Source organism: Oryzomonas rubra (assembly GCF_008369015.1).
Lineage (GTDB): Bacteria > Desulfobacterota > Desulfuromonadia > Geobacterales > Pseudopelobacteraceae > Oryzomonas > Oryzomonas japonica.
Window position 1 is genome coordinate 84,256 of record NZ_SRSD01000007.1, and the last position, 20,480, is coordinate 104,735.

The following is a 20,480-nucleotide window of genomic DNA, read 5'->3' on the forward strand; positions in this document are numbered from 1 at the left end:
AACCGCGCTAGCCCATTGGGACAACGTGCCGGTTGGCATCAACGGGTATAACGGCGAAACAGGGAACTGCGTTCTGGCGAACCGGGCCATCGCCGCCATGATCGGTGGAAGCGTCGAGGAGGCACGAGCCCGTAATTTCAGTGAAATCAAGTTGATACTACCGTCTGAGGAGGTAACCATGAGAAGGTCGCTCTTCGTTGTACTGGTTCTGTTCGTGGGTGTGGGTGTTGCCTGGGCTAGCGGCACGAAAAAAAGAAAGCTCCCCCCCTACGAATTCGGAGGCGTTACCATCAACAATTACTCCCAGCAGGCGGGTATGCCTCCGGTGGTGTTCGATCATTGGGTGCATCGCCAGTATTTTACCTGCCGCCTCTGCCATGTGGATATCGGGTTCGGGATGACCGCCGGCGCGACCAAAGTGCGTGCCATGGACAACATGAAAGGGTACTATTGCGGCACCTGCCACAATGGCAGGATGAGCGTGAATAAGAAGAAGGTCTTTGAGGCCTGCGCCAAGGAGTACAGCAGGGATGAGTTTAAGCGCTGCGTGAAGTGCCATGCCCTGGAGCGGGATGCGGCCAGGGAAGAACAGTTCTACCGATTTGCGGACGCCATGCCGAAGGAGCGGTTCGGCAACGGGATCAACTGGGAAAAGGCCGAGGAAGAGGGGCTGATCAAGCCGCTTGACCAACTTGAAGGGGTTTCGATCATGAAGGCGAAGCTCAAGGTCCAACAGGATTTTTCGCTCAAGGCAAAGGTCGAAGGGATGCCCGACATCATCTTCTCCCACAAAAAACACACGGTCTGGAACGGTTGCGAACTGTGCCATCCCGAGATCTTCATAGGCATTAAAAAGGGAGCCTCGAAGTACTCCATGGTGGAACTTTTTGACGGCAAGTATTGCGGCGTCTGTCACGACAAGGTGGCATTCCCCCAGACAGACTGCCTGCGCTGCCATACCAAGCCGGTATAACGGGTAGCCAGGAATAACGGAGATATGGCGATGCGTACAACAATACTGGCGCGCATGGTTCTGACGGCATGCCTCGTCCTGTCCATTTGCCTGTCACAGGCGTATTGCGACGAGGTGTGGCGAACGGAATTCGAGGAGGCCTGCGCAAGGACCGCGGACGTTATGACACTTTCCGATAACGAGTTGAAGGCCTTGATCGGGAAATGCGAGCGGTTACAGAAGGTTATCGAACAACAGGACGAAACCGCCCGCAAGGTATATTTGAAACGGCTCCAGATGTGCAAGAATCTCTATGTTTACATCCTTGAGGCCAAGAACAGTGAAAAGACGCAGAAATAGGCTGATATCGAGCCGGTAAACCCTGAAGACGAGGTGCGAGTGAAAAAGGGGATGAATAGCACAACTCTGTTTCTTGCCGCCGTGGTGCTACTGTCGTGCCTGGGGAACGCCCAGGCGATGGATCGAAGCGAGTTGGGCGATGTGCTCAAGACCATTCCTCCCAACGGACCGTTTTGGAAGTACGGTACCCTCGTCATGCGCCGTAGGACCAAAAAGGCCGGGATGGCCCCGGTCGTGTTTGCCCACTGGAGCCACCGGGCCCGTTACACGTGCCGCGTCTGCCACCTCGACCTGGGATTCAGCATGCGTGCAGGGGATACGGGCATCTCCCGCGCCCAATATACTGCGGGAAAATACTGCGGAGCCTGCCATGACGGCGTGACGGCATTCGGGGTGCAGGATGGCGAGCCTTCCCTGTGCGCCCGATGCCACATGAAGGATACCCAGGCCTTGGAGGCCTCCTTCGAGACCTTTGCCGCCCCGCTGCCCATAGCGGGCTTCGGAAACGGCATCGATTGGGCTGGAGCGCTCAAGAGCGGCAGGGTCAGCCCGAGAAATTCCCTCTCTTTTGCCGCCCCCTCCATGCCGCTCCCGGAAAAACTGCATCTGCCGATGAAGCTCAGCACGGCGGCTCCCCGAAGCGACGTGACCTTCTCCCATGAAGACCATTTCAGCGAGCTCGACTGCTCCAGTTGCCACCCGGATATCTTTAACATCAAGAAGAAGGGCACCGTTGATTTCTCCATGGACAAGAATATTTTCGGTAACTACTGCGGCGCCTGTCATATGCGGGTTGCCTTTCCCATGAATGACTGCAAACGCTGCCATTCGTACATGAGCAACTTTTCAGGCTTCTGACCGAATGTATTCTTTGCGCCTCCCCCCGGATTCGCCAATAGTCTGTGTGCTGGCCTTGACGGACCGGCAGATCGCTACCGGGAATTTCAGCCAGCGGGTCTATTTATTGACACATCCCCTGCACTTGGTTTACCCTGCCCGCCATGATTGATGCTGCCAACAACGATGCCCTGTGGGACAGCCTCTGCAAACAGTGTGGCCTCTGCTGTTTTGAAAAGCTGGAGGACGAACGCGGCACCATTCTCTACACCCAGACACCGTGCCGCTATCTGGATGTGACAAGCCGGCGCTGCAAGATTTTCGAGCGACGCTTCGAGATCAATCCAAGCTGTGTGAAGTTGACGCCGGAACTGGTTCCGACCCTCCGCTGGCTCCCCAACGATTGTGGCTACCGCCGATCGACCGTCGAACTCCCCATAGAACCGCGTCGGATCAGGAGAAGAGGGAGAAAAGGCCACAAATAAAAAAAGCCCGCATGAGCGGGCTTTTTTTATTGTAGTGCGGCAGCAGACGACCTAATCGGCGATCATCTCCGGTTCGGTCTCAGGGATGGCAAACCCGTGGGACTCTTCGGTGCCGGTCAGGTTGTTGCTGAGCACATGCTTCATCCGCTCGACGTCAAGCTCATTTTCCCAGCGGGAGACAACGATTGTGGCCACGCCATTACCGACGAAGTTGGTCAGGGCGCGGGCTTCCGACATGAAACGGTCGATACCGAGGATCAAGGCCAGACCAGCCAAGGGGATGGTGGGGATGGCTGCGAAGGTGGCTGCTAGGGTGACAAAACCGCTTCCCGTGACCCCGGCTGCACCTTTGGAGGTGAGCAGCAGAACCGCGAGGACGGTAAAGGTCTGGGTCCAGGTGAGGGGGGTATTGGTGGCCTGGGCGACAAACAGCGCTGCCATGGTGAGGTAGATCGACGTCCCGTCCAGGTTGAAGGAGTAGCCGGTGGGAACGACGAGGCCGACCACCGATTTCTTGCAGCCCAGGTTTTCAAGCTTGACCATCAGCCGGGGCAGGGCCGATTCGGAGGACGAGGTGCCCAGAACGATTAGGAGTTCCTCGCGGATATAACGAATGAACTTGAAGACGTTGAAGCCGCAGAACTTGCCTATCGGTCCGAGGACCAACAGGACAAAGAGCAGGCAGGTAAGGTAGAAACTTACCATCAGCAAGCCCAACTTTGAAAGAGAGCCAACCCCAAATTTGCCGATGGTGAAGGCCATGGCGCCAAAGGCCCCGATTGGGGCGAACTTCATGATGATGTTGACGATCCCGAAGAGCGCCTGGGAAAGCTGATCGATCAGCCGGTAAACAGCCTTGCCCTTTTCACCGAGGGCCGACAGGGCGAAGCCGAACAGGATGGCAAAGACAAGCACCTGCAAGATGTCCCCTTTGGCAAAGGCGTCAACCACGCTCGACGGGATGATGTTGAGCAGGAAATCGACCGTGGAATGGGACTTTGCCTGGGTGGTAAAGGCGACGAGAGCTTTCGTATCGAGCTTGGTCACGTCGGCGTTGAAGCCTTCGCCCGGCCGGATGACGTTCACCACGATAAGGCCGATGGCGAGGGCCAGCGTGGTAAGTACCTCGAAGTAGATCAGCGCCTTGGCTCCGACCCGGCCCACCTTTTTCATGTCCTCCATGCCGGCAATGCCGGTGACGACCGTACAGAAGATCACCGGTGTGATGATCATCTTGATCAGTTTGATGAAGCCGTCCCCAAACGGTTTCATGGCAACGCCGGTCTCCGGGTAGAAGTTGCCGAGGACAACGCCGATGGCAATCGCCGTAAGCACTTGGACGTACAGATGCTGGTAAAACCTCTTCGTTTTCATACACATCCCTTTCATCTGCTTATTTAAACCGGATTTGGTTCAGCTTGTCGTCTGTTCTTGGTCTGCTGTTTGGCAATATAAAACCATATCAGCAAGCTGAATACCAAGTTGACCCATGTATTCAAATTATTGAAATTAAACGCTAAACATTGTTTTATGCTCTCTTGTTGTCACTGAATAGGTATAACCCAGGTTATGCCGTGGGCGGGGGATGGTGTGGAAACATCCGTTACTGCGCATGAGTAGGGTGGTATAACCGATGTTATGGGGATAACCTTGGTTATACCCTTTCTTTTGCGTGTTCCCTATTTGTCTGCGTCGGCCCTTTTGAAGCCATAATGGTTCCTTGGCAGGTACTCCCAATTTGTGGCGACTTCGTTTGCCCGGCGCGCTTCCTTACTGGGTAGAATAGGGCGCGCGGAGTATCCCGGGGGACAGCTATCCTGATTTTCTCGAAATTTGCATATTTGCTTCACGCTCTTGACGTTATAACCTGCATATACATTTGTTGTGATTGGTTTATGGGCTTGTTACGTTTCGGTCGGCCGGGGACCTTGAGGAAAACGACAAATGCGCCAAAGGAGATGAGCTATTGTGCTTGAAAGAAGGCTGAGGATCATGCTGCTCGTTCCAACCCCCTATTTTTCCGACCGGGGAAGTGATGTGAGAGCCTACGAAGAGGCAAAAGCCCTTATACGCTGTGGTCACAATGTCCGGATTTTCACCTGCCACCTTGGGCGCGAGATGCCGGGCGTTGCAACCATCAGGATGCCCCGTGTCTCATGGCTGAAACAATTGTCAGTACATCCTTCCTGGCATAAACCGTATTTCGACATACTTATGTCCTATCAGGCGCTTAAGTTCGCCCGAGCATTCAGGCCGCACCTGATCCATGCCTATGGACACGAAGGTGCCTGGATTGGCGGACGGCTTAAAAAGAGGTTGGGCACTCCCCTCGTGTTTGAATACCAGGGAAGCCTTACCGGTGAGATGATCGAGCAGGGCTTTATCAAGGAAGGTTCCTTGCTGCACCGCTTCAATTCCTGGCTGGAACGGCGCATCAACATGCGATCCGCGGATCTTATCGTAACCAACTCGGTTTCCGCGGCCCGAAACCTTGTTGGCCCGTGGGGGGCTGACAAAAAAATGGTCGCATCTCTGGTGGACGGAGTCGATACAGCCCTGTTCCGCCCCTATGAGCGTGAGGAGGTACGCATCAAGCTGCGTATCCCCCCTGGCGTACCGCTGGTGGTGTACCTCGGCACGCTGGATCGCAATCAGGGGATTGATACCCTGCTCTCCTCTATTGTCCTGCTCAAGTCAAAGGGCAGTCCGATCCGTTTTCTGATCATGGGGGCCCCCGAAGAAGAATATCGTGCCAAAGCCGTGGAACTCGGCATCGAGCGGATGATAATCTTTACCGGCAGAATCGACTACGAGAAGGCCCCGTTCTACCTCTCCGCAGGTGACATAGCCGTATCCCCCAAGATTTCCTTGATCGGGTCCAATGGTAAACTGCTCAACTATATGGCCTGCAGACTACCGACCGTAGCCTTTGATATGCCTGCGAACCGTGAGTTGCTTGGGGACGCCGGCGTCTATGCAAAATATGGCGATTCCAGCGATTTGGCCGTTAAAATGAACCGGTTGCTGCGGAACAGGGATGAACAGGCGCGCCTGGGCAGGCTTGGGCGGGAAATGGCAGAGCAGTTGCATAGCCTGGATTGCCATGGCAAGGCATTGAGCGAAATCTATCGGACCCGCTTGAAAATGTAGGCTATAATAGAGCGACGCAGTGGCACGTACGTCTGAAAAGGCGTGCGAAAATTATCATAGGGATGGCCGGTCCGGGCCTTTCGGGGAAAGCAAACATGGAAAATCTGACGCAACAACAGATGGTGCGCATGATCAGCGTCGGCACGGTCCTGTTTTATGTGATTACCGACAACGAACAGCGCAGCGAAAGGCTTTTAAACCAGGTCGCCGCACGGCTCAAGGGGATGGGGCCCCCCATTGTCTGGACCTGTACAACGGGTTTGAGCCGGGAAGGGGCTGTTGTCCCGGATACGGCAGATCCGCTCAAGGCCCTCGATTTTGCCATTGCCCACCCCGGTCCCTTTATAATGATCATGAAGGATGTTTACCGGCTGTGGCGGGACAATCCGCTGTTGGTCAGGAAATTCAAGGACCTCGCCTCCGCTTCGAGCGGCAAGGGCAAGGTGGCGGTCATCCTGGGGGATGAGGAGTGGGTTCCCCACGTCCTCCGGGAAGATTGCATCATGGTAACCCAAGGGCTTCCCGGGATTGGGGAGATCCAGGATTTTCTGAAGTATATGCTGAATCGGGAACCGTCATTTTCCAAAGCGTGCCAAGAGGACTCCACGTTGTTCGAACGGCTGGCGGTCGCTGCCAGGGGGCTTGATCTCGTCGATCTTGAAAGGTCGGTGCGTTTGCTGCGTCTGGATGAAATGGCGGGCGGTGCTAATCCCGTTGCGGCCCTTCTGGAAAATAAGCGGCGGATCATTCAGCAGAGCGGCATAATGGAACTTGTTACTGATGTCGTCGGGTGCAACCAGCTCGGGGGGATGGAAAACCTCAAACACTGGCTGGAACGGCGCACCTGCGCCTTTGGATTGGACGGCATATCGGCAGGGGTTGGGCTTCCCCGGGGAGTGCTGGTCATGGGGATTGCCGGTTGCGGCAAGTCGCTGTTCGTCAAGTCGATCGCGGCCGAGTGGCATCTTCCCCTGATTCGGCTCGATATGTCAACGGTCTACGGTGGGGTGTTCGGCACACCGGAGGCAAGTTTACGCCAGGCGTTCGATACGGCGGGAGCTGTGGCGCCCTGTGTGCTCTGGATCGATGAAATAGAGTCCGGCATTACGACCCACGGTTTCAAGTCCGAAGGCGGTGCGGCGTCCCGGGTGCTGGGGACCTTTCTGACGTGGATGCAGGAGAAACGCGAGCCGGTGTTTGTGGCCGCCACGGCGAATGCCATCGAAATGCTCCCGGCCGAGGTACTGCGCAAAGGACGCTTTGACGAAATATTCTATGTCGGCTTACCAGAGGTTGCTGCCCGGGAACAGATCTTTCGTATTCATCTGGCGAAGCGGCAGGTTGAGCCGGCCTCTTTCGACATCCCTCTCCTGGCCGGCTCCACCCGCGGATTCTCGGGCGCGGAGATTGAGCAGGCCGTCAATTCGGCGGTTTTCGAAGCGCTTGCCGACAGGCGGCCCATGACCCAACAGGACCTGATGGTCATGATCAGCCAAACGGTTCCACTTTCCGTTACCATGGCAGAACAGATCAAAAAGATCGAGGCGTGGGCCTTTAAGCGGGCTGTGCCGGCAGCGGGCAAATTCAGATAGCCCCTTCATCTCCCGATGTTCGGTATCGCTGAGGGCGCAGGGTAGGCTGGGAGTTGCTCCCCGTGGACAGGCGTCGCTGTTATTCTTCCTGCTCACGCGCCAGCTTGAGGCGCTTGCTCAGGGCGGGTTGAGAGATGCCGAGCAATCGCGCGGCGATTGTCTGATTGCCTTTGGCACGGGTTATGGCCTCGGAAACGAGCAGTTCCGTTGCCTCCGAAAAGGAGGGAAGACGCTCGAGACAAGAAAAGGGATTGCCCTCGGGGGCGGTGGCGACGGGTGAGGAGTCGGGTTGGCCGATGCCGCGCAAAAAGGTGTCCATGGAGAGGATGTGGTCGCGATGGACGCTTACGGCGTCGTAGATCATGGCTTTCAGTTCGCGTACGTTGCCGGGAAAGGAGTAGGTGGCAAGGAGTTGGGCCAGTTCCCGGGGAGGGGTCGGTTTCTTTTTTCCCAGGGAATGTGCAACTTTGCCGAGGAAATAGTCGAGGAGTAACGGAATGTCCTCCTTCCGCTCCCGGAGGGGAGGGACTTGGACGTGGTGGGTCCGCAGGCGGTAAAAAAGGTCGCGGCGGAATCTCCCGTCAGCTTCTTTCTGGGCAAGGTCGTGGTGGGTGGCCACGATGATGCGTGCCTTGAGGCGCTTCGGACGGTCGCTCCCCAAGGGAAAGTACTCCCCCTCCTGGAGAAGTCTCAGGAGCTTGATCTGGGAAGGGATGCTGAGGTCGCCGATTTCATCCAGGAACAGGGTGCCGTCGGCAGCCTCCTCGATCATCCCCCGGCGTTGGTGGTCGGCACCGGTGAAGGCACCTTTGAGATGGCCGAAAAGGGTGTCGGCAAACACCGTATCGTCCAGGCCGGCCACATTCACCGCCACAAGCGGTCCCGCGCAGCCGCTCAGAAGATGGGTAGCGCGGGCGAGGAGTTCCTTGCCGACGCCGCTTTCGCCGGTGATGAGGAGCGGCTGGGGGCTAACCGCAACCGCTTCCACATAAGAAAAAATGGCGTGCATGGCTTGGTTGGCCGTGATGATGGCGGCAAAGGCTTCGGGATGCCGAAGCGACCCGGTGAGGACGCGGCTGGACATCTCGTGATTCTCGCGCTGGAGTTCCAACATCCTGATGGCGCGCAGCACCCCACCCACCAGACGGTCTTCTTCCACCGTCTTGACGAAGTAATCAAATGCCCCGAGCCTCATGCAGCGCACGGCGGTCTCCAGTTGGTTCATGCCGCTGATCACGATGGTGGTGGTTTCCGGATGCTGTTCCGCGATCATGGTCAGGAGGTCTTCGCCAGAGACATGGGGCATGGTGAGGTCAAGGAGGATCAGGCCAACATTCCGGCTGGTGATGATATCCTTCACCTCCCGGCTATCCTGGCAGGTAAGAATATTGGTAATACCGGCGGACCGCTCCAGGGTAAGGGAGAGCGAACGGAGCCAGGCCGGCTCGTCATCCACAAGGAGTATGCAAAAGGGTGGATACAGGTTCTGGCTCATTAGGGCGTCTCCTCGGCGGCCGGGAGGGTCAGGATGACGGTCGTACCTGCGCCGGGGGTCGAGGTGAACTTGAGCGTCCCGCCGTGTTCATTGACGATCCCCGCCGACACCGAGAGGCCCAGCCCGGTCCCTCCTGTTTCCCGTTTGGTGGTGAAGAACGGATCGGTCAGGCGGGGGATATGTTCGGAGGCTATGCCGACCCCCTCATCCGTTATGGTCAGGGCCACGATCCTGGCATTGCTGACGCGGAACGTGGCCAGGGATATCTTGCACTCCGTGTTGGGCAGCGCCTGGCAGGCGTTGAGCAGCAGGTTAACGACAACCTGTTCGATGCGTTGGGTGTTTCCCCGCACCTGGGGAATGTCGGCGGCGTACTCTGCCGAAAAATTGACCGTTGCCTTGCGGAGCGAGCTGTCGACCAGGCGTACGGCCGCCTGGGCAACCTGATTCAGGTCGAAAAGGTCGCTGCCGGAGTTGTCGTCCTGGCGGGCGAAATCCTTGAGCTCCTCGACGATGCGCTTGATGCGTTTCGAGCCCTCCAGCATCTCGTCCAGCATGTGGGGAACCTCGTTGCGCATCCGCGAATAGGGGAGGCCGCCGAGGGGGAAATCGCCGGATTCGTGGTAGTGAGCCTCCAGGACCTCCACCGCGTCCTGGTAGACCTCCTTGAGGATCGGCATGTTGAGCAGGATCAAGCCGTTGGGGTTGTTGATCTCGTGGGCCACGCCGGAGACCAGGATACCCAGGGAGGCCATCTTGTCGGCCTGAATGAGTTTGTCCTGGTGACGGCGGAGCTCTTCCAGGGCGCGTTTACGCTCCGCCGACTCGCGGGCCAGTTCCTGGGTCCGCAGCGCCACGCGCTTCTGGAGGGTCCGGGACCAGACCACCGTGGCGGCCAGAATGAGCAGGAGCAGGACCAGAGCGAGGGCGCCATAGCGTACGGCCCGCTCCCAGGAGACCGGCGGCGGCTCCAGGGTGCCGAGCCATTTGTCGTAGATCGCCTGGTACTGGCCGGTTTTGTGGAGGATGGCGAGCCCTTCGCTGATGCGGGTCATCAGCTCGTCATTCCCTTTTCTGACGCCATAGCAGTACTTCTGGGCCGCAATGCTGGTCGCCACCGGAACGACGTTCGTCAGGTGGAGTTCCCGGATGAGGTACATGCCGGGCAAGATGGCGACGACCGCGTAGTCGTGGGCGCCGGAGGCGAGAAGGCGCAGGGCGTCGGCCGGGGTGTCAGAGAAGTGCAGGTCACCGCTGAAGCCGAGATTCCTCAGGGAGTCATGCATGATCCCGTCGCGGAAAACGATGATCTCCTTGCCGTGCAACTCCTGGATGGAGTTGACCGGTTTGGTATCCTTGCGGGCAAAGATGGCGTGGTGAACGATGGTGTGGGGAGGGGAAAAGGTGATGGACCCTAATCGTTCCTCCGAAAAAGAGATCCCCTGGAGGACGTCGATCTCGCCATTCATGAGGGCGGTGCGCATCTCGGACCACGCGCCGAAGCGGAATTCCACCTTCATCCCCATGACCTTGGCGATGGCTCGGGTAAGATCCACATTGTACCCCGCCGGTTGGCCGTCCTTGTCAAGGAACTCGTAGGGAGGGTAGGCGCGGTTGCCGCCGACGATGATGACCTTGTTGCCGGGATTCCGGCTCTGGTCGCCGGTGGCGCCGAAGGCGGGCAGGACCGGGAGGCACAGGAACAGAACGGCAAGGCAGGTCCGCAGGAGGCGCCCGAGGCCGGCCCGGGGGCCGTAGGTATGCCGATGTCTTTGCCCAGGTCGTGTGGTCACTGTTATCCCTGCTCCTTGTCTCTCAAATGTTGCCGTGCGTCAGCGGTAGAGCAGCCCGCCGATCAACGCCCCGCCGAAGATGATCAGCGCCGGATTGGTCCTGGTGAAGGTTAAAAGGACAAAGGCCGCCAGGACGAAGATGATCTTGTCCCAGCCAATGGTCAGAGCCGTCCCCCACCCGCTTTTGCCGGCGCCGAAGACCGAAAAGGCCATGTCGTAGGCGGTCCAGAGCAGGAGCCCGACCACCAGCGGCCGCACCACCTTGAGGGCCGCCGCTATGTTCGGGCTGTCCTTGACATGGAAAAAGTAGGCCACCATGATGAGCATCAGCAGGGTCGTGGGGACCACCGTCCCCGCCGCGGCGGCCACGGCGCCGGGGACCCCGGCCAGCTTGTAGCCGACACAGGCCGATACTTGGGGCGCAACCGGGCCCGGCAAGGCATTGCCCACCGCCACGGCATCGGCAAACTCTTCAGGGGACATCCACGGCACAGGGGCAGTCCCCCCGGGCGGCAGCCAGAACGCCGTCGTGGTTTCGCGCTGCATCAGCGCAAGTGAGGCCGGCCCGCCACCCCAGGAAAAGAGGGCGACCCGCGTATAAACCCAGAATATGTGCCAAAGAAGCATGAATCGGCTCCCCGTGATGGAGTCACGTCCCGCTAGTAATACCACAGTGGCGTGCTGGAAAGAAAGTGTCAGATTGTACAGAGAACGATCTGTAAAGCCTGTGCGGACAGGTCTTAATCCGCCTGGAGCCGCTCGCGTTGCGCCAATTCGGGGAAAAAGCGCCTCCAGAGCAGGACGACCAGCAAGGTGCCGATGCCGCCGATCAGTGCGGCGGGCATTGCCCCGAACCAGGCGGCGGTCAACCCCGACTCGAATTCTCCCAACTCGTTGGAGGTGCCGATGAAGATGGCGTTGACGGCGCTGACCCGTCCGCGCATTTCATCGGGGGTCTCCAACTGCACCAGCGTGGAGCGGATGACCACGCTCAACATGTCGGACCAGCCGAGCACCACCAGCGCCACGAACGACAGGGCGATGGACGTGGAGAGGGCAAAGACGATGGTGGCGATGCCGAACCAGGTTACCGCGGCGAACATGACCTTTCCCACCTTGCGCTGCAATGGCTGGCGCGCCAGGTAGATGGAGGCGGCAAAGGCGCCGACGGCCGGTGCGGAACGCAGGAAGCCGAGGCCCCAAGGACCGGCGGAGAGGATGTCGCGGGCATAGATCGGCAGCAGGGCGGTGGCGCCGCCGAGCAACACGGCGAACAGGTCGAGGGATATGGCCCCCAGCACGACCCGACGGCTGCGGATATAGGAAATCCCTGCAAAGACAAAGTGGAGGGAAACCGGTTCACGGAGTAGTGACGGCGGCCGCTCGATCCTGATTGCCACAATGGCCGCCGCAGACAGGAGAAAGAGCGCGCCGCTGACGGCATATACCACGGCAGGGCCGGCAATGTAGAGGAAACCGCCCATCATCGGACCGATAATGACGGCCGCCTGTCTGACCGAAGCGTTGAGCGCCATGGCACGGGGCAGGGTTTCCTGATCCACCAGCGAGGGGACCAGGGTCTGGAGGGTGGTGAATTCAAAGGCGCGGGCGATGCCGATCAGGAATATGAACGCAAGGATGGCCTCCCTGCCGGCCCACTGGGCGTGGCTTCCCAAGCAGAGGCCGAACAGCGCCGCCGCCTCGACGAATTGTGCGAGAGAAACGATCCGGCGGCGATCATAACGATCGGCAACATGTCCCACCAGCAGTACCAGCGCTGCCGAGGGGATGAATTGTACGAGTCCGACCAGACCGAGGTCAAAGGCGCGATGGGTCAAGGAATAGATCTGCCACCCCACGGCGACGCCGGTCATCTGGTACGCGATGGTGGCTGCGGCGCGCGCCAGCAAAAAGAGGAGGAACGGTTTGTGGTGCAAAGGTGGTGTCATCTCGCTCGCCTCGAGGGGTATCGTTGATCTGAATGGAGTCAATCTGCCATTACTATAGATATGATGCGCCGCCGGGTCAAGCGGGGTGAGCATCCCGGTGGCGCGACAGTTGCCGAGCCCGGTAGCCGCCTCAGGGCCCCACACGGTACGGAAAATTGCACTCGCATTTTACGCTCGCCGTGCTATATTGAGACACTGATTACAGATGGGGTTGATGTCCCAGGGAATAAGCGATACATTATTTGCGATTCTATGAATTCTTCAACAAGCAAGAGTAGTTCGATGCCTTTATCATCATGCGGTGCAGGCAAAGCGGTCGCCGGCGTTGTGCTTTGGCTGGCGCTTCTGGCGGGCCTGACCCTCTCCGTACTCTCCGGCCTGAAAATATGCACGACCATGTGCAGCGAAACGGCGAAGTTTGCCATCTTCGGGATGGATTTCGGCTGGTTCGGCTGTCTCTTCTTTGGGCTGCTGATCCTGCTTGCGGCTCTGCGCAACCGCATCCCCCTTGCCGGCGCCCTGTTGCTCTACGGCGTCAGCGGGGCAGTCGGTGCCGAACTGCGGCTGATCTGGATACAAAAGTACGTTATTGGCGCCTGGTGCCCGGTCTGCCTCGGCATCGCAGCAATGGTGGCTACGGCAGGTCTCGTTTTGCTCTACGAATTACTGGCTACGCAAACGGCGTTAGGAGGAAGCATGAAAACAAGATGTACCCATGTCGCGGTGATGATCCTTGCACTTCTGATCGGCCTCGGCGCAGCCGTGGTCGGTGTACAGAAGGAGGCAGAGGCGGCAGGCCCCGACATTTACTTCGGGAAGCGCCAGAGCGACACCACGGTGTATGTTGTCAGCGACTGGTTCTGTCCCGTCTGCCGCAGGGTGGAGCCTGAAATAGAGAAGGTGTTCCCGGAGATTGCCGCAACGGCCCGCGTCGCGTTCGTCGACATGCCGATCCACCCGGATACCTCCAACTATACCCCCTATAACCTGCAATTCATCATGTACAACAAGGATAAATACATGCGCCTGCGCCATGTTTTGGACGAACTCTCCCGGTCAACGAAGAACCCGACCCCGGAGCAGGTCCAGGCGGCGGTGGCTCCCCTGGGCATCAAACTTCGACCACACAACTTTGTTGAACTGATGAACGGCGTCAAGCTCTTTGAATCCCTGTTTCGGGGCTTCGGGGTCAAAGCCACCCCCACGGTGGTGGTCGACAACACCAGAACCAAAAAACGAAAACTGTTGGTCGGCAGCCGCGACATAACCAGAAACGCCATAAAAGAGGCCATCGTCGAGGTCGGAAGGTAGGCGGTTGCGGCAGCTTCCCCATGAATGCCGTTGGAATCCCTTTTTGCCGCCCGGCAGCCTGATGCTGCCGGGCGGTTTTTTTGTTGCAGTTGTTGACACTGTATTAAATATATGTATATTAATATGTTTAAGGGCGACATGGTTGCACCCTGAATCGAAGATGTCGAAAGGGTGGCATATGAACTTTCGTATCACCGTCCTGTGTGAAAATTCAGTCGGACCCATCTGCGGCACTCTGGGGGAACACGGCTTTGCCGCCCTGATCGAACCGTCCGGGGGGGAGGCCATCCTGTTCGACACCGGCCAGGGGCTTACCCTGCTGCACAACGCCCGCCGGATGAACAAAAACCTTTCCGCGGTCGGAAAGGTGGCTATTTCCCACGGCCATTTCGATCATACCGGAGGCCTGCTTCCCTACCTGCAGGAGTTCGGCCCCCGGCGGGTGTACGGGCACACGGGTATCTTCGCCCCCCGCTACCGGGTAAAGGATACGGGTGAGTGCTTTCCCGTCGGCCTGTCCCTGGGGCGGGAAACATTGGAAAGCGTCGGGGCGACATTCGATCTTTCGACGGCATTCCGCGAACTGGCCCCCGGTGTTCACCTATCCGGCGAGGTTCCCCGCGCCACGGCGTTCGAAACCGGTGATCAGGGGTTGTACTGCGATTGCACCGGGCAGGAGTTGGACGCCACGATTGACGACCAGTCGTTGGTGCTGGAGACCGATAGGGGGTTGGTGGTCGTTCTGGGATGCTGCCATGCCGGACTGGTCAATACGCTGGAGCATATCGCCTATATGACCGGCCGGCGCGATGTGTACGCCGTGATCGGTGGGACCCACTTGGCCTTTTGCAGCCAGGAGCAAACGGGGAAAACCATTCAGGCGCTCAAGGAGTGGGGAATCAGGAAGATAGCGGCCGGTCATTGCACCGGTTTTGCCGCCTCGGCACGTCTGTCGCGGGAATTGCCGCGGGAATTTCAGGTGGCGCTGGTTGGGTATACCCTTGAGGTGTGATCATCGAAATGCTGTATTGGCGGGGCGTTCCCAGCAACGCACCCGAGGCGTCGGGCGTCCGCCGTGGAGCACGCCATATCAGGTTATTGGGGGAGAAATTGCCATGGAACGGAAGAATTTCGATATCGTAGCATCAACCTGGGACGAAGAGCCGCGCCGGGTAAAGCTGGCTGCAGACATCGGGGCAGCCATAAAAGATACGGTCCCGCTTTCAGCGGATTGGGACGGGATGGACTACGGTTGCGGCACCGGCCTGCTGACGCTTGACCTGGCGCCCGCCCTGCACAGCATGGTCGGTCTGGACAGTTCTCAAGGGATGGTGGATCGCCTGACGGCCAAATGCTCCGCGACAGGCATCCAAAATACGCGCGCGATCCGTTGCGATCTGGAACAGGGAGAACCGCCCGTGGGTCCCTTTCATCTCGTCACCAGCGCCATGACCCTGCACCACATCCTGGAGATCGTTCCGCTGCTGACGTCGCTGCGCGGGTTGCTGCATCCCGGCGGCTGGGTTGCTTTGGCTGACCTGGAAACCGAGGACGGCAGCTTCCACGACAACCCGACCGGCGTGTTTCACCATGGTTTCAGCCGGGAGGAACTGGAGGGTTTTCTTGCCCAGGCCGGTTTTACTTCCATCGCCGTCCGCAAGGCGACCACCATGCGCAAAGGTGAACGCGTCTACTCGGTGCTGCTTGCCGTGGCTGTCAATCCCTGAACCGGGACAACCGTTCTCGCCCGATTTCCTTATTTGGTCTTTACCGGCTGCGGTTCGGCGGTTTTATCCTTGCTGAGCCCCTTGGCAAAGCCGAAGAGCAGCAGCATGACCGGCATGAGTTGGGCAATGACGATCAGGGCGCAGAATCCCAGGAATATCCATACGAACAGACCACTGTTGTCTTCCCGTGCACTGCTTGCCGCAAATGCGTTGGAAACGGAACCTATGCTCAACAGCAGAGCGTTTTTAAGTAAGGTGGTTTTCATGGCGTCCTCCCTCTCTATCTCTACTCCGCACGACTACCTGTGTGAATGTGTTCACTCTCGCGGTAACCGGGTGTGATGCTATTTGGCGCTCGTGGTTCCGTGCAATTTTTCATCGCCAGCTGAAAAGATTCCCCTCAACATCCCGACAAAGAGCATAATACCGGGGATGAACTGGAACAGGACGATCAGTATCCCGAATGCGATGAAGAATGTCGCCAGCAAGCCCAAACCTTCACCTTCACTTCCCCCTCCCGCTGCCAACACCTTGGTTGCAGTGATCATCAGGGACAATAGCGTTGCTGATAAGGTTCTCATGGCTCTCTCCTTTCTTCCCTCGGGTGTCCGGCGTGTTTCCTTACCCTTATAATTTGCATGTGCCGTGCCATAACACATGCATAGCTTGATCTTTGATTCAACATACTGATATTATTGTGTATTACTACGGGTAGTGGCGGCGGTGGACGGCTGTGGGGGCGGGCGGCCGTATGGGTGTCTGTATACCAATCCCATACAACCATGACGAGGCGTGCCGAGGGTGGTGTTGTGATAATATACTGATATTATTTAATTTATCTGAGGGTAGGACCGGAATGTACCTGTATAGGGAAATGATACATTCGGGAGACGGCTCTCATGTCGTGAGAAGTTACAGCGGCGAATCGACCGTACAGGTTACTCATGTGGGTTTTCGGCAAGCGCCTTATGGACGAACTCCTTCACGTCCCGATTCAGCTGCCCCCGGGAGGTGCTGTCCAGGTACATCATATGTCCGGCACGGTAGCGGCGGGTTGAAATGTTTTTCTGGAGTGCCGGCGTTAAACCTAAGTGATTGAGGGTGTATGTGCTGGAAAAGTGGGGGGTTGCCAGGTCGAACAGCCCCATGGCCACGAAGAGCTTCATATAGGGGTTTTTGGCAAAACTGTTGCGCAGGTTGTCGCTGGTGTCGGCGTAGCTGTTCTTCGCCTCCCAGTCCCAGTGGCCGATGCCGCCGCCCAGGACAAAGTATTCCAGGTCGGATTTGTAGCCGAGTTCCGTGCGGATATAGCGGTTGAAAGCATCGGTATAGGGTGGCTTGATGATGGCCACGGTGGGGTCAAAGCTGCGATGGCTCGACGGTTCCAGGTCCGGAGCCGTGAAGCGGCTGTCCAGATATCCAACCATCTGCTGCCGGTCGCGGAGGAGCTCCCTGACGAAGTTTCTGTTGTCGATACGCAGGTTGCGGTTGGCGATGAAGGCCGCATCCAGTCCGGTGAATTCAGCCAGTTTGTCGGCAACCTCGCGGCGTTTCTCTGCAGGCAGGCTATCCCCCTGAACCAGTGCCGCCGTGTACTCCGTTGCCGCCCATGACTCCGCCTGGGCCAGCGTCTTGTCCAGGTCGGCCTGGAATTGGGGTGCCAGTCGGTGATGATACCATGCCGTTGCCGTGTAACTGGGGAGGAACAGGGGGTAGGGGAGGTCATTGCCCTGGTCGAAGCTAAGGGGCTGCATGTTCATGACTGAGGAGATCAGCACGATGCCGTTGAGCGCGATGCCGTGCTCAAGCAGGTATTCGGACAGCCCCGCGGAGCGGAATGCCCCGTAGCTCTCTCCCGCCAGGAACAATGGTCCCCCCCAGCGTTCGTAACGTCCCAGATAGAGCCTGATGAACCGCCCCAATGAGTCCACATCGCCCTGGACCGTGGCGAATTTTTTCGTCAGATCCGCCTTGGTCGCCCGGCTGTAACCGGTGCCGACGGGGTCGATGAACACCAGGTCAGCCCACTCCAGCCAGGTCGTGTCGTTGTCCTCCAGATGAAAGGGAGGGGCGGGCATCCTGCCGTCGGGCAGCATTCGCACGATACGGGGGCCGACCGCCCCGAGGTGCAGCCAGACCGACGACGCACCGGGGCCGCCGTTGAAGATGAACAGCAGCGGACGTTTGACGGTGGGCAAAGGGGGGGGGACGCTATAGGCGACAAAAAAGATCTGGGCCTCGGTTTCGCCGGCATCGTTCTGCACCGGCAGCTCGCCTGCGGTCGCTGTATAGGCCAGTGTCTTGCCTTTCATGGTGATGGTGTGGCGGGTTACGACCGGTGTTTCCGCGGCCGGGCCCGACTCCTTGTTCCCCTTCTCCGCGCCTTTTCCGTCATCATGGGCTGATTGGGCGATCCTTGTTGTGGTCTCCGCCGCGGACAGGCTGGGATGATGAAGTTCACCGGCCAACAAGAGGACCGTTAAAAACAGGGGGATGAACAAGGGGCTTACCTCCGGGGTCTGGCGCTCGGGCATCAAAAATACGAGTACACTATACCCCAACCATGGGCTGTCCACAACCATCACAGTGGTTGGAGGCTGAGGGTGGAGTGACCTGGCCGGAGGCGGCATGATTCTTACTTCCGGTCGTGATTGTTGTTGATGTATTTTTTGTTATATATTATAAATTGAATCATGGGTCTGAGACCGGGGGTACGATTCCGGTATGATTGCCCAGCCCCAATCCGAATGAGCGAGGTGAAGGAGTGAAAGAACTGCTAGTGCTGATCATATTCCTCGTTGTGTGGGTGGTACTCCAAAAGTACATCCTTCCGCGCCTCGGTGTGTCCACCTGAATGTCCAACGCCTGCGACCTCGGGGACCGAGGTGCCAAACACGAGAATAAAGTGAAAGATCCGCCTCATGGCAAACAGTAGCAGGGGCGGTGGGGTCTGCCGAGAGGCGTGCCGGCCAATTCGATTGCACTTTGTTGCAACAATCTGATATTACTATCACCATGTACCACGCTATGCGGCATCACTCGACCAGACGCCTGGTTATTTTCACCCTGCCTTTATTCCTCCTGTTCCTCGGGATAAAGGTTCCTACTCTATCACGTCCGCAAAAGCCGAAAGCCACACCGCGTGCCGTCCTGGAGACGCCAGCTGAAAAATCGGTCCAGCTGGCACCGGCCAACCAGTGCGATGAGCCAGTTGCCCTGGGCTGGTCGATTTCTCCCATCACTCCCGTAGGTCAGCCGCTGTCGTCTCACATCGTGATTGTATTCGTTTCCTCTCTGCTGCTGTTACGGCTACTAACGCCCCGCGCTCCCCCCCGTTTTCCTTCGTACGTTTAATCCCGTAACCGTATCTAGCGCCCGTGGCGATGCCGTCAACAACGGTTGCCGCGTGCGTGCGTCTTTTTTTTGTCTTATCTTATCTTATCTTATTTCAGAGGAGTATAAATCATGAAAAACAGTATGAAATTTTGCGTCGCGATGCTTGTTTGTGGGCTCTTGCTTGTGGGGGGGTGCGCAAACCAGGAGGTTGTGAAAAAGGACGAGGGGATAGCAGCGGCGCCTGTCGTCAAGACGGTCGGACCGCAGAAAAACGATGCCGTAACGCCGGTAGCCGGGAAAGAACAGGCGGCTGTTCCGGCCAAGCAGGCCGCTGTTGCACCGCAGGCCCAAAGCACCTCGTCAGCTTCACAACTTCAGTCTGCCCTGGACAGGATCTATTTCGATTTCGACTCCTCCCAACTGTCCGATGCGGCCCGCGCCACGCTGGCAAAGAACGCCGCTGCGCTCGTAAAGGCACCCGAGGCCAAGGTTCGTATCGAGGGTAATTGCGACGAGCATGGTTCTGCCGAATACAACCTGGCTTTGGGCGAGCGCCGCGCTCAGGCCGCCAAAAAGTACCTGACGACACTGGGCGTTTCCGATGGGCGGCTTGCAACCATCAGCTATGGCAAAGAGCGGCCTGCCGACCAGGGGCATGACGAGGCGGCCTGGAAAAAGAACCGCCGCGACGAGCTTGTCGTCGTGACGCCGTAAAGCTGTTTTCAGTCCGGGGGGGGCGCTTTGAGGTCCCCCCGGGCTGAAGGAATGATTGATAACCATGATGCAAGGCGTGACGTTTGTTCGTTTGCTTGTTCTGGGAGTGACGGTCGTGTTCTGTTGCGGTTTTACCTGGGGGGGGGCTGCGGCCGGGGCTGTTCAGGCTTTGACAGGGCTTTGGCAAACTGGTATAGAATGGGCTGCATGGCAACGATTTGAACCACTGAAAGGAATGGATAATGTCCAACGAACTGATGGTCAAGAGTGATGAGTCCAAGGGTGAGCTCAACCAACTCGTCAGCTTTAACCTGGGGGACGAAGAATTTGGCATAGAGGTCCTGAAGGTCCGCGAAATCATCCGCATGACCGCCATTACACACATGCCCAACACCCTGCACTACGTTGAGGGCATTATCAACCTTCGCGGGCGGGTGATTCCCATTATCTCCATGCGTCGTAAATTCGGTTTGCCCGAAGTGGCGAACAATAGCCAGACCCGCATCATTGTTGTGGATGTGGACGGCGATTTAACGGGATTTATCGTCGATGCCGTGTCGGAGGTCATCCGCATCTCCGATAGCGAAATACAGCCTCCCCCACCCGTGGTGTCGGGCGGTATAGATCAGGAGTGCATCACGGGCGTGATCAACCGAACGGATCGCCTGCTCGTGCTTCTTTCCCTGGATAAGATGTTTTCGCCGGGAGAAACCCAGCTATTTGGCGGAATGTAACTAAGATTTGCCGGAAAAACCGCCGTGACGATGGGGATACCCTGA

General features: G+C 58.0%; 19 protein-coding genes. 11 read left to right on the forward strand and 8 right to left on the reverse strand.

What is annotated here, in order from left to right:
- The first annotated feature begins 25 nt into the window (after positions 1–25).
- The 4 genes from ET418_RS12100 (at position 26) to ET418_RS12115 (ending at position 2,634) form a co-directional block, all read left to right on the forward strand.
- Positions 26–973, forward strand: a complete 948-nt coding sequence (locus ET418_RS12100) for a c(7)-type cytochrome triheme domain-containing protein (RefSeq protein WP_338045083.1) — start codon at positions 26–28, stop codon at positions 971–973.
- A 30-nt stretch (positions 974–1,003) separates the two neighbouring features.
- Positions 1,004–1,312 carry a hypothetical protein gene (locus ET418_RS12105; protein ID WP_149307877.1) on the forward strand — a complete coding sequence of 103 codons (309 nt, stop codon included), beginning with the start codon at positions 1,004–1,006 and terminating at the stop codon, positions 1,310–1,312.
- A gap of 51 nt (positions 1,313–1,363) precedes the next feature.
- Positions 1,364–2,170, forward strand: coding sequence for a c(7)-type cytochrome triheme domain-containing protein (locus tag ET418_RS12110; RefSeq protein ID WP_149307878.1), 807 nt, complete (start codon positions 1,364–1,366; stop codon positions 2,168–2,170).
- Between the two features lie 143 nt (positions 2,171–2,313).
- The gene (locus ET418_RS12115) at positions 2,314–2,634 is read left to right on the forward strand and encodes a YcgN family cysteine cluster protein (RefSeq protein WP_149307879.1); all 321 of its coding nucleotides are present in this window, start codon (positions 2,314–2,316) and stop codon (positions 2,632–2,634) included.
- A gap of 51 nt (positions 2,635–2,685) precedes the next feature.
- Here ET418_RS12115 and ET418_RS12120 read toward each other — a convergent pair whose 3' ends face one another.
- Positions 2,686–4,008, reverse strand: a complete 1,323-nt coding sequence (locus tag ET418_RS12120) for a dicarboxylate/amino acid:cation symporter (RefSeq protein ID WP_149307880.1) — start codon at positions 4,006–4,008, stop codon at positions 2,686–2,688.
- A gap of 594 nt (positions 4,009–4,602) precedes the next feature.
- On the opposite strand from ET418_RS12120, the gene ET418_RS12125 reads away from it, so the two are divergent.
- A complete protein-coding gene (locus tag ET418_RS12125) occupies positions 4,603–5,784 on the forward strand; it encodes a glycosyltransferase family 4 protein (RefSeq protein ID WP_246153046.1) in 1,182 nt (393 codons plus the stop codon).
- A 95-nt stretch (positions 5,785–5,879) separates the two neighbouring features.
- Positions 5,880–7,376: an AAA family ATPase gene (locus tag ET418_RS12130; protein ID WP_149307881.1), complete on the forward strand. Its 1,497-nt coding sequence runs from the start codon at positions 5,880–5,882 to the stop codon at positions 7,374–7,376.
- A gap of 79 nt (positions 7,377–7,455) precedes the next feature.
- On the opposite strand, the gene ET418_RS12135 is transcribed toward ET418_RS12130, so the two are convergent.
- The 4 genes from ET418_RS12135 to ET418_RS12150 form a co-directional block, all read right to left on the reverse strand.
- Entirely contained in the window at positions 7,456–8,871 is a 1,416-nt protein-coding gene (locus ET418_RS12135) for a sigma-54-dependent transcriptional regulator (protein ID WP_149307882.1), read from the reverse strand.
- Positions 8,871–10,664, reverse strand: coding sequence for a transporter substrate-binding domain-containing protein (locus ET418_RS12140; RefSeq protein ID WP_420819522.1), 1,794 nt, complete (start codon positions 10,662–10,664; stop codon positions 8,871–8,873). The genes ET418_RS12135 and ET418_RS12140 overlap by 1 nt, the downstream gene beginning before the upstream one ends.
- Before the next feature lie 39 nt (positions 10,665–10,703).
- On the reverse strand, positions 10,704–11,291 hold the full coding sequence (locus ET418_RS12145) for a chromate transporter (protein ID WP_149307884.1): 588 nt from the start codon (positions 11,289–11,291) through the stop codon (positions 10,704–10,706).
- A 113-nt stretch (positions 11,292–11,404) separates the two neighbouring features.
- Positions 11,405–12,613, reverse strand: coding sequence for an MFS transporter (locus ET418_RS12150; RefSeq protein ID WP_188055511.1), 1,209 nt, complete (start codon positions 12,611–12,613; stop codon positions 11,405–11,407).
- Positions 12,614–12,895: 282 nt separating this feature from the next.
- Between ET418_RS12150 and ET418_RS12155 the strand changes: the two genes are divergently transcribed.
- From ET418_RS12155 to ET418_RS12165, 3 genes are all read left to right on the forward strand, one after another.
- Positions 12,896–13,924, forward strand: a complete 1,029-nt coding sequence (locus tag ET418_RS12155) for a vitamin K epoxide reductase family protein (protein WP_149307885.1) — start codon at positions 12,896–12,898, stop codon at positions 13,922–13,924.
- Positions 13,925–14,102: 178 nt separating this feature from the next.
- Positions 14,103–14,936, forward strand: coding sequence for an MBL fold metallo-hydrolase (locus tag ET418_RS12160; RefSeq protein ID WP_149307886.1), 834 nt, complete (start codon positions 14,103–14,105; stop codon positions 14,934–14,936).
- A gap of 103 nt (positions 14,937–15,039) precedes the next feature.
- Entirely contained in the window at positions 15,040–15,651 is a 612-nt protein-coding gene (locus ET418_RS12165) for a class I SAM-dependent DNA methyltransferase (RefSeq protein ID WP_149307887.1), read from the forward strand.
- Positions 15,652–15,680: 29 nt separating this feature from the next.
- On the opposite strand, the gene ET418_RS12170 is transcribed toward ET418_RS12165, so the two are convergent.
- From ET418_RS12170 to ET418_RS12180, 3 genes are all read right to left on the reverse strand, one after another.
- Positions 15,681–15,917 (reverse strand): hypothetical protein, encoded by a 237-nt coding sequence (locus ET418_RS12170; protein ID WP_149307888.1) that lies wholly within the window; start codon positions 15,915–15,917, stop codon positions 15,681–15,683.
- Between the two features lie 78 nt (positions 15,918–15,995).
- Positions 15,996–16,232 carry a hypothetical protein gene (locus ET418_RS12175; protein ID WP_149307889.1) on the reverse strand — a complete coding sequence of 79 codons (237 nt, stop codon included), beginning with the start codon at positions 16,230–16,232 and terminating at the stop codon, positions 15,996–15,998.
- Positions 16,233–16,589: 357 nt separating this feature from the next.
- Complete coding sequence (locus tag ET418_RS12180; protein ID WP_246153047.1) at positions 16,590–18,152, reverse strand: S10 family peptidase; 1,563 nt, start codon at positions 18,150–18,152, stop codon at positions 16,590–16,592.
- Between the two features lie 964 nt (positions 18,153–19,116).
- On the opposite strand from ET418_RS12180, the gene pal reads away from it, so the two are divergent.
- Complete coding sequence (gene pal / locus ET418_RS12185; protein WP_149307891.1) at positions 19,117–19,701, forward strand: peptidoglycan-associated lipoprotein Pal; 585 nt, start codon at positions 19,117–19,119, stop codon at positions 19,699–19,701.
- Between the two features lie 242 nt (positions 19,702–19,943).
- Entirely contained in the window at positions 19,944–20,435 is a 492-nt protein-coding gene (locus ET418_RS12190; protein ID WP_149307892.1) for a chemotaxis protein CheW, read from the forward strand.
- Positions 20,436–20,480: the final 45 nt, after the last annotated feature.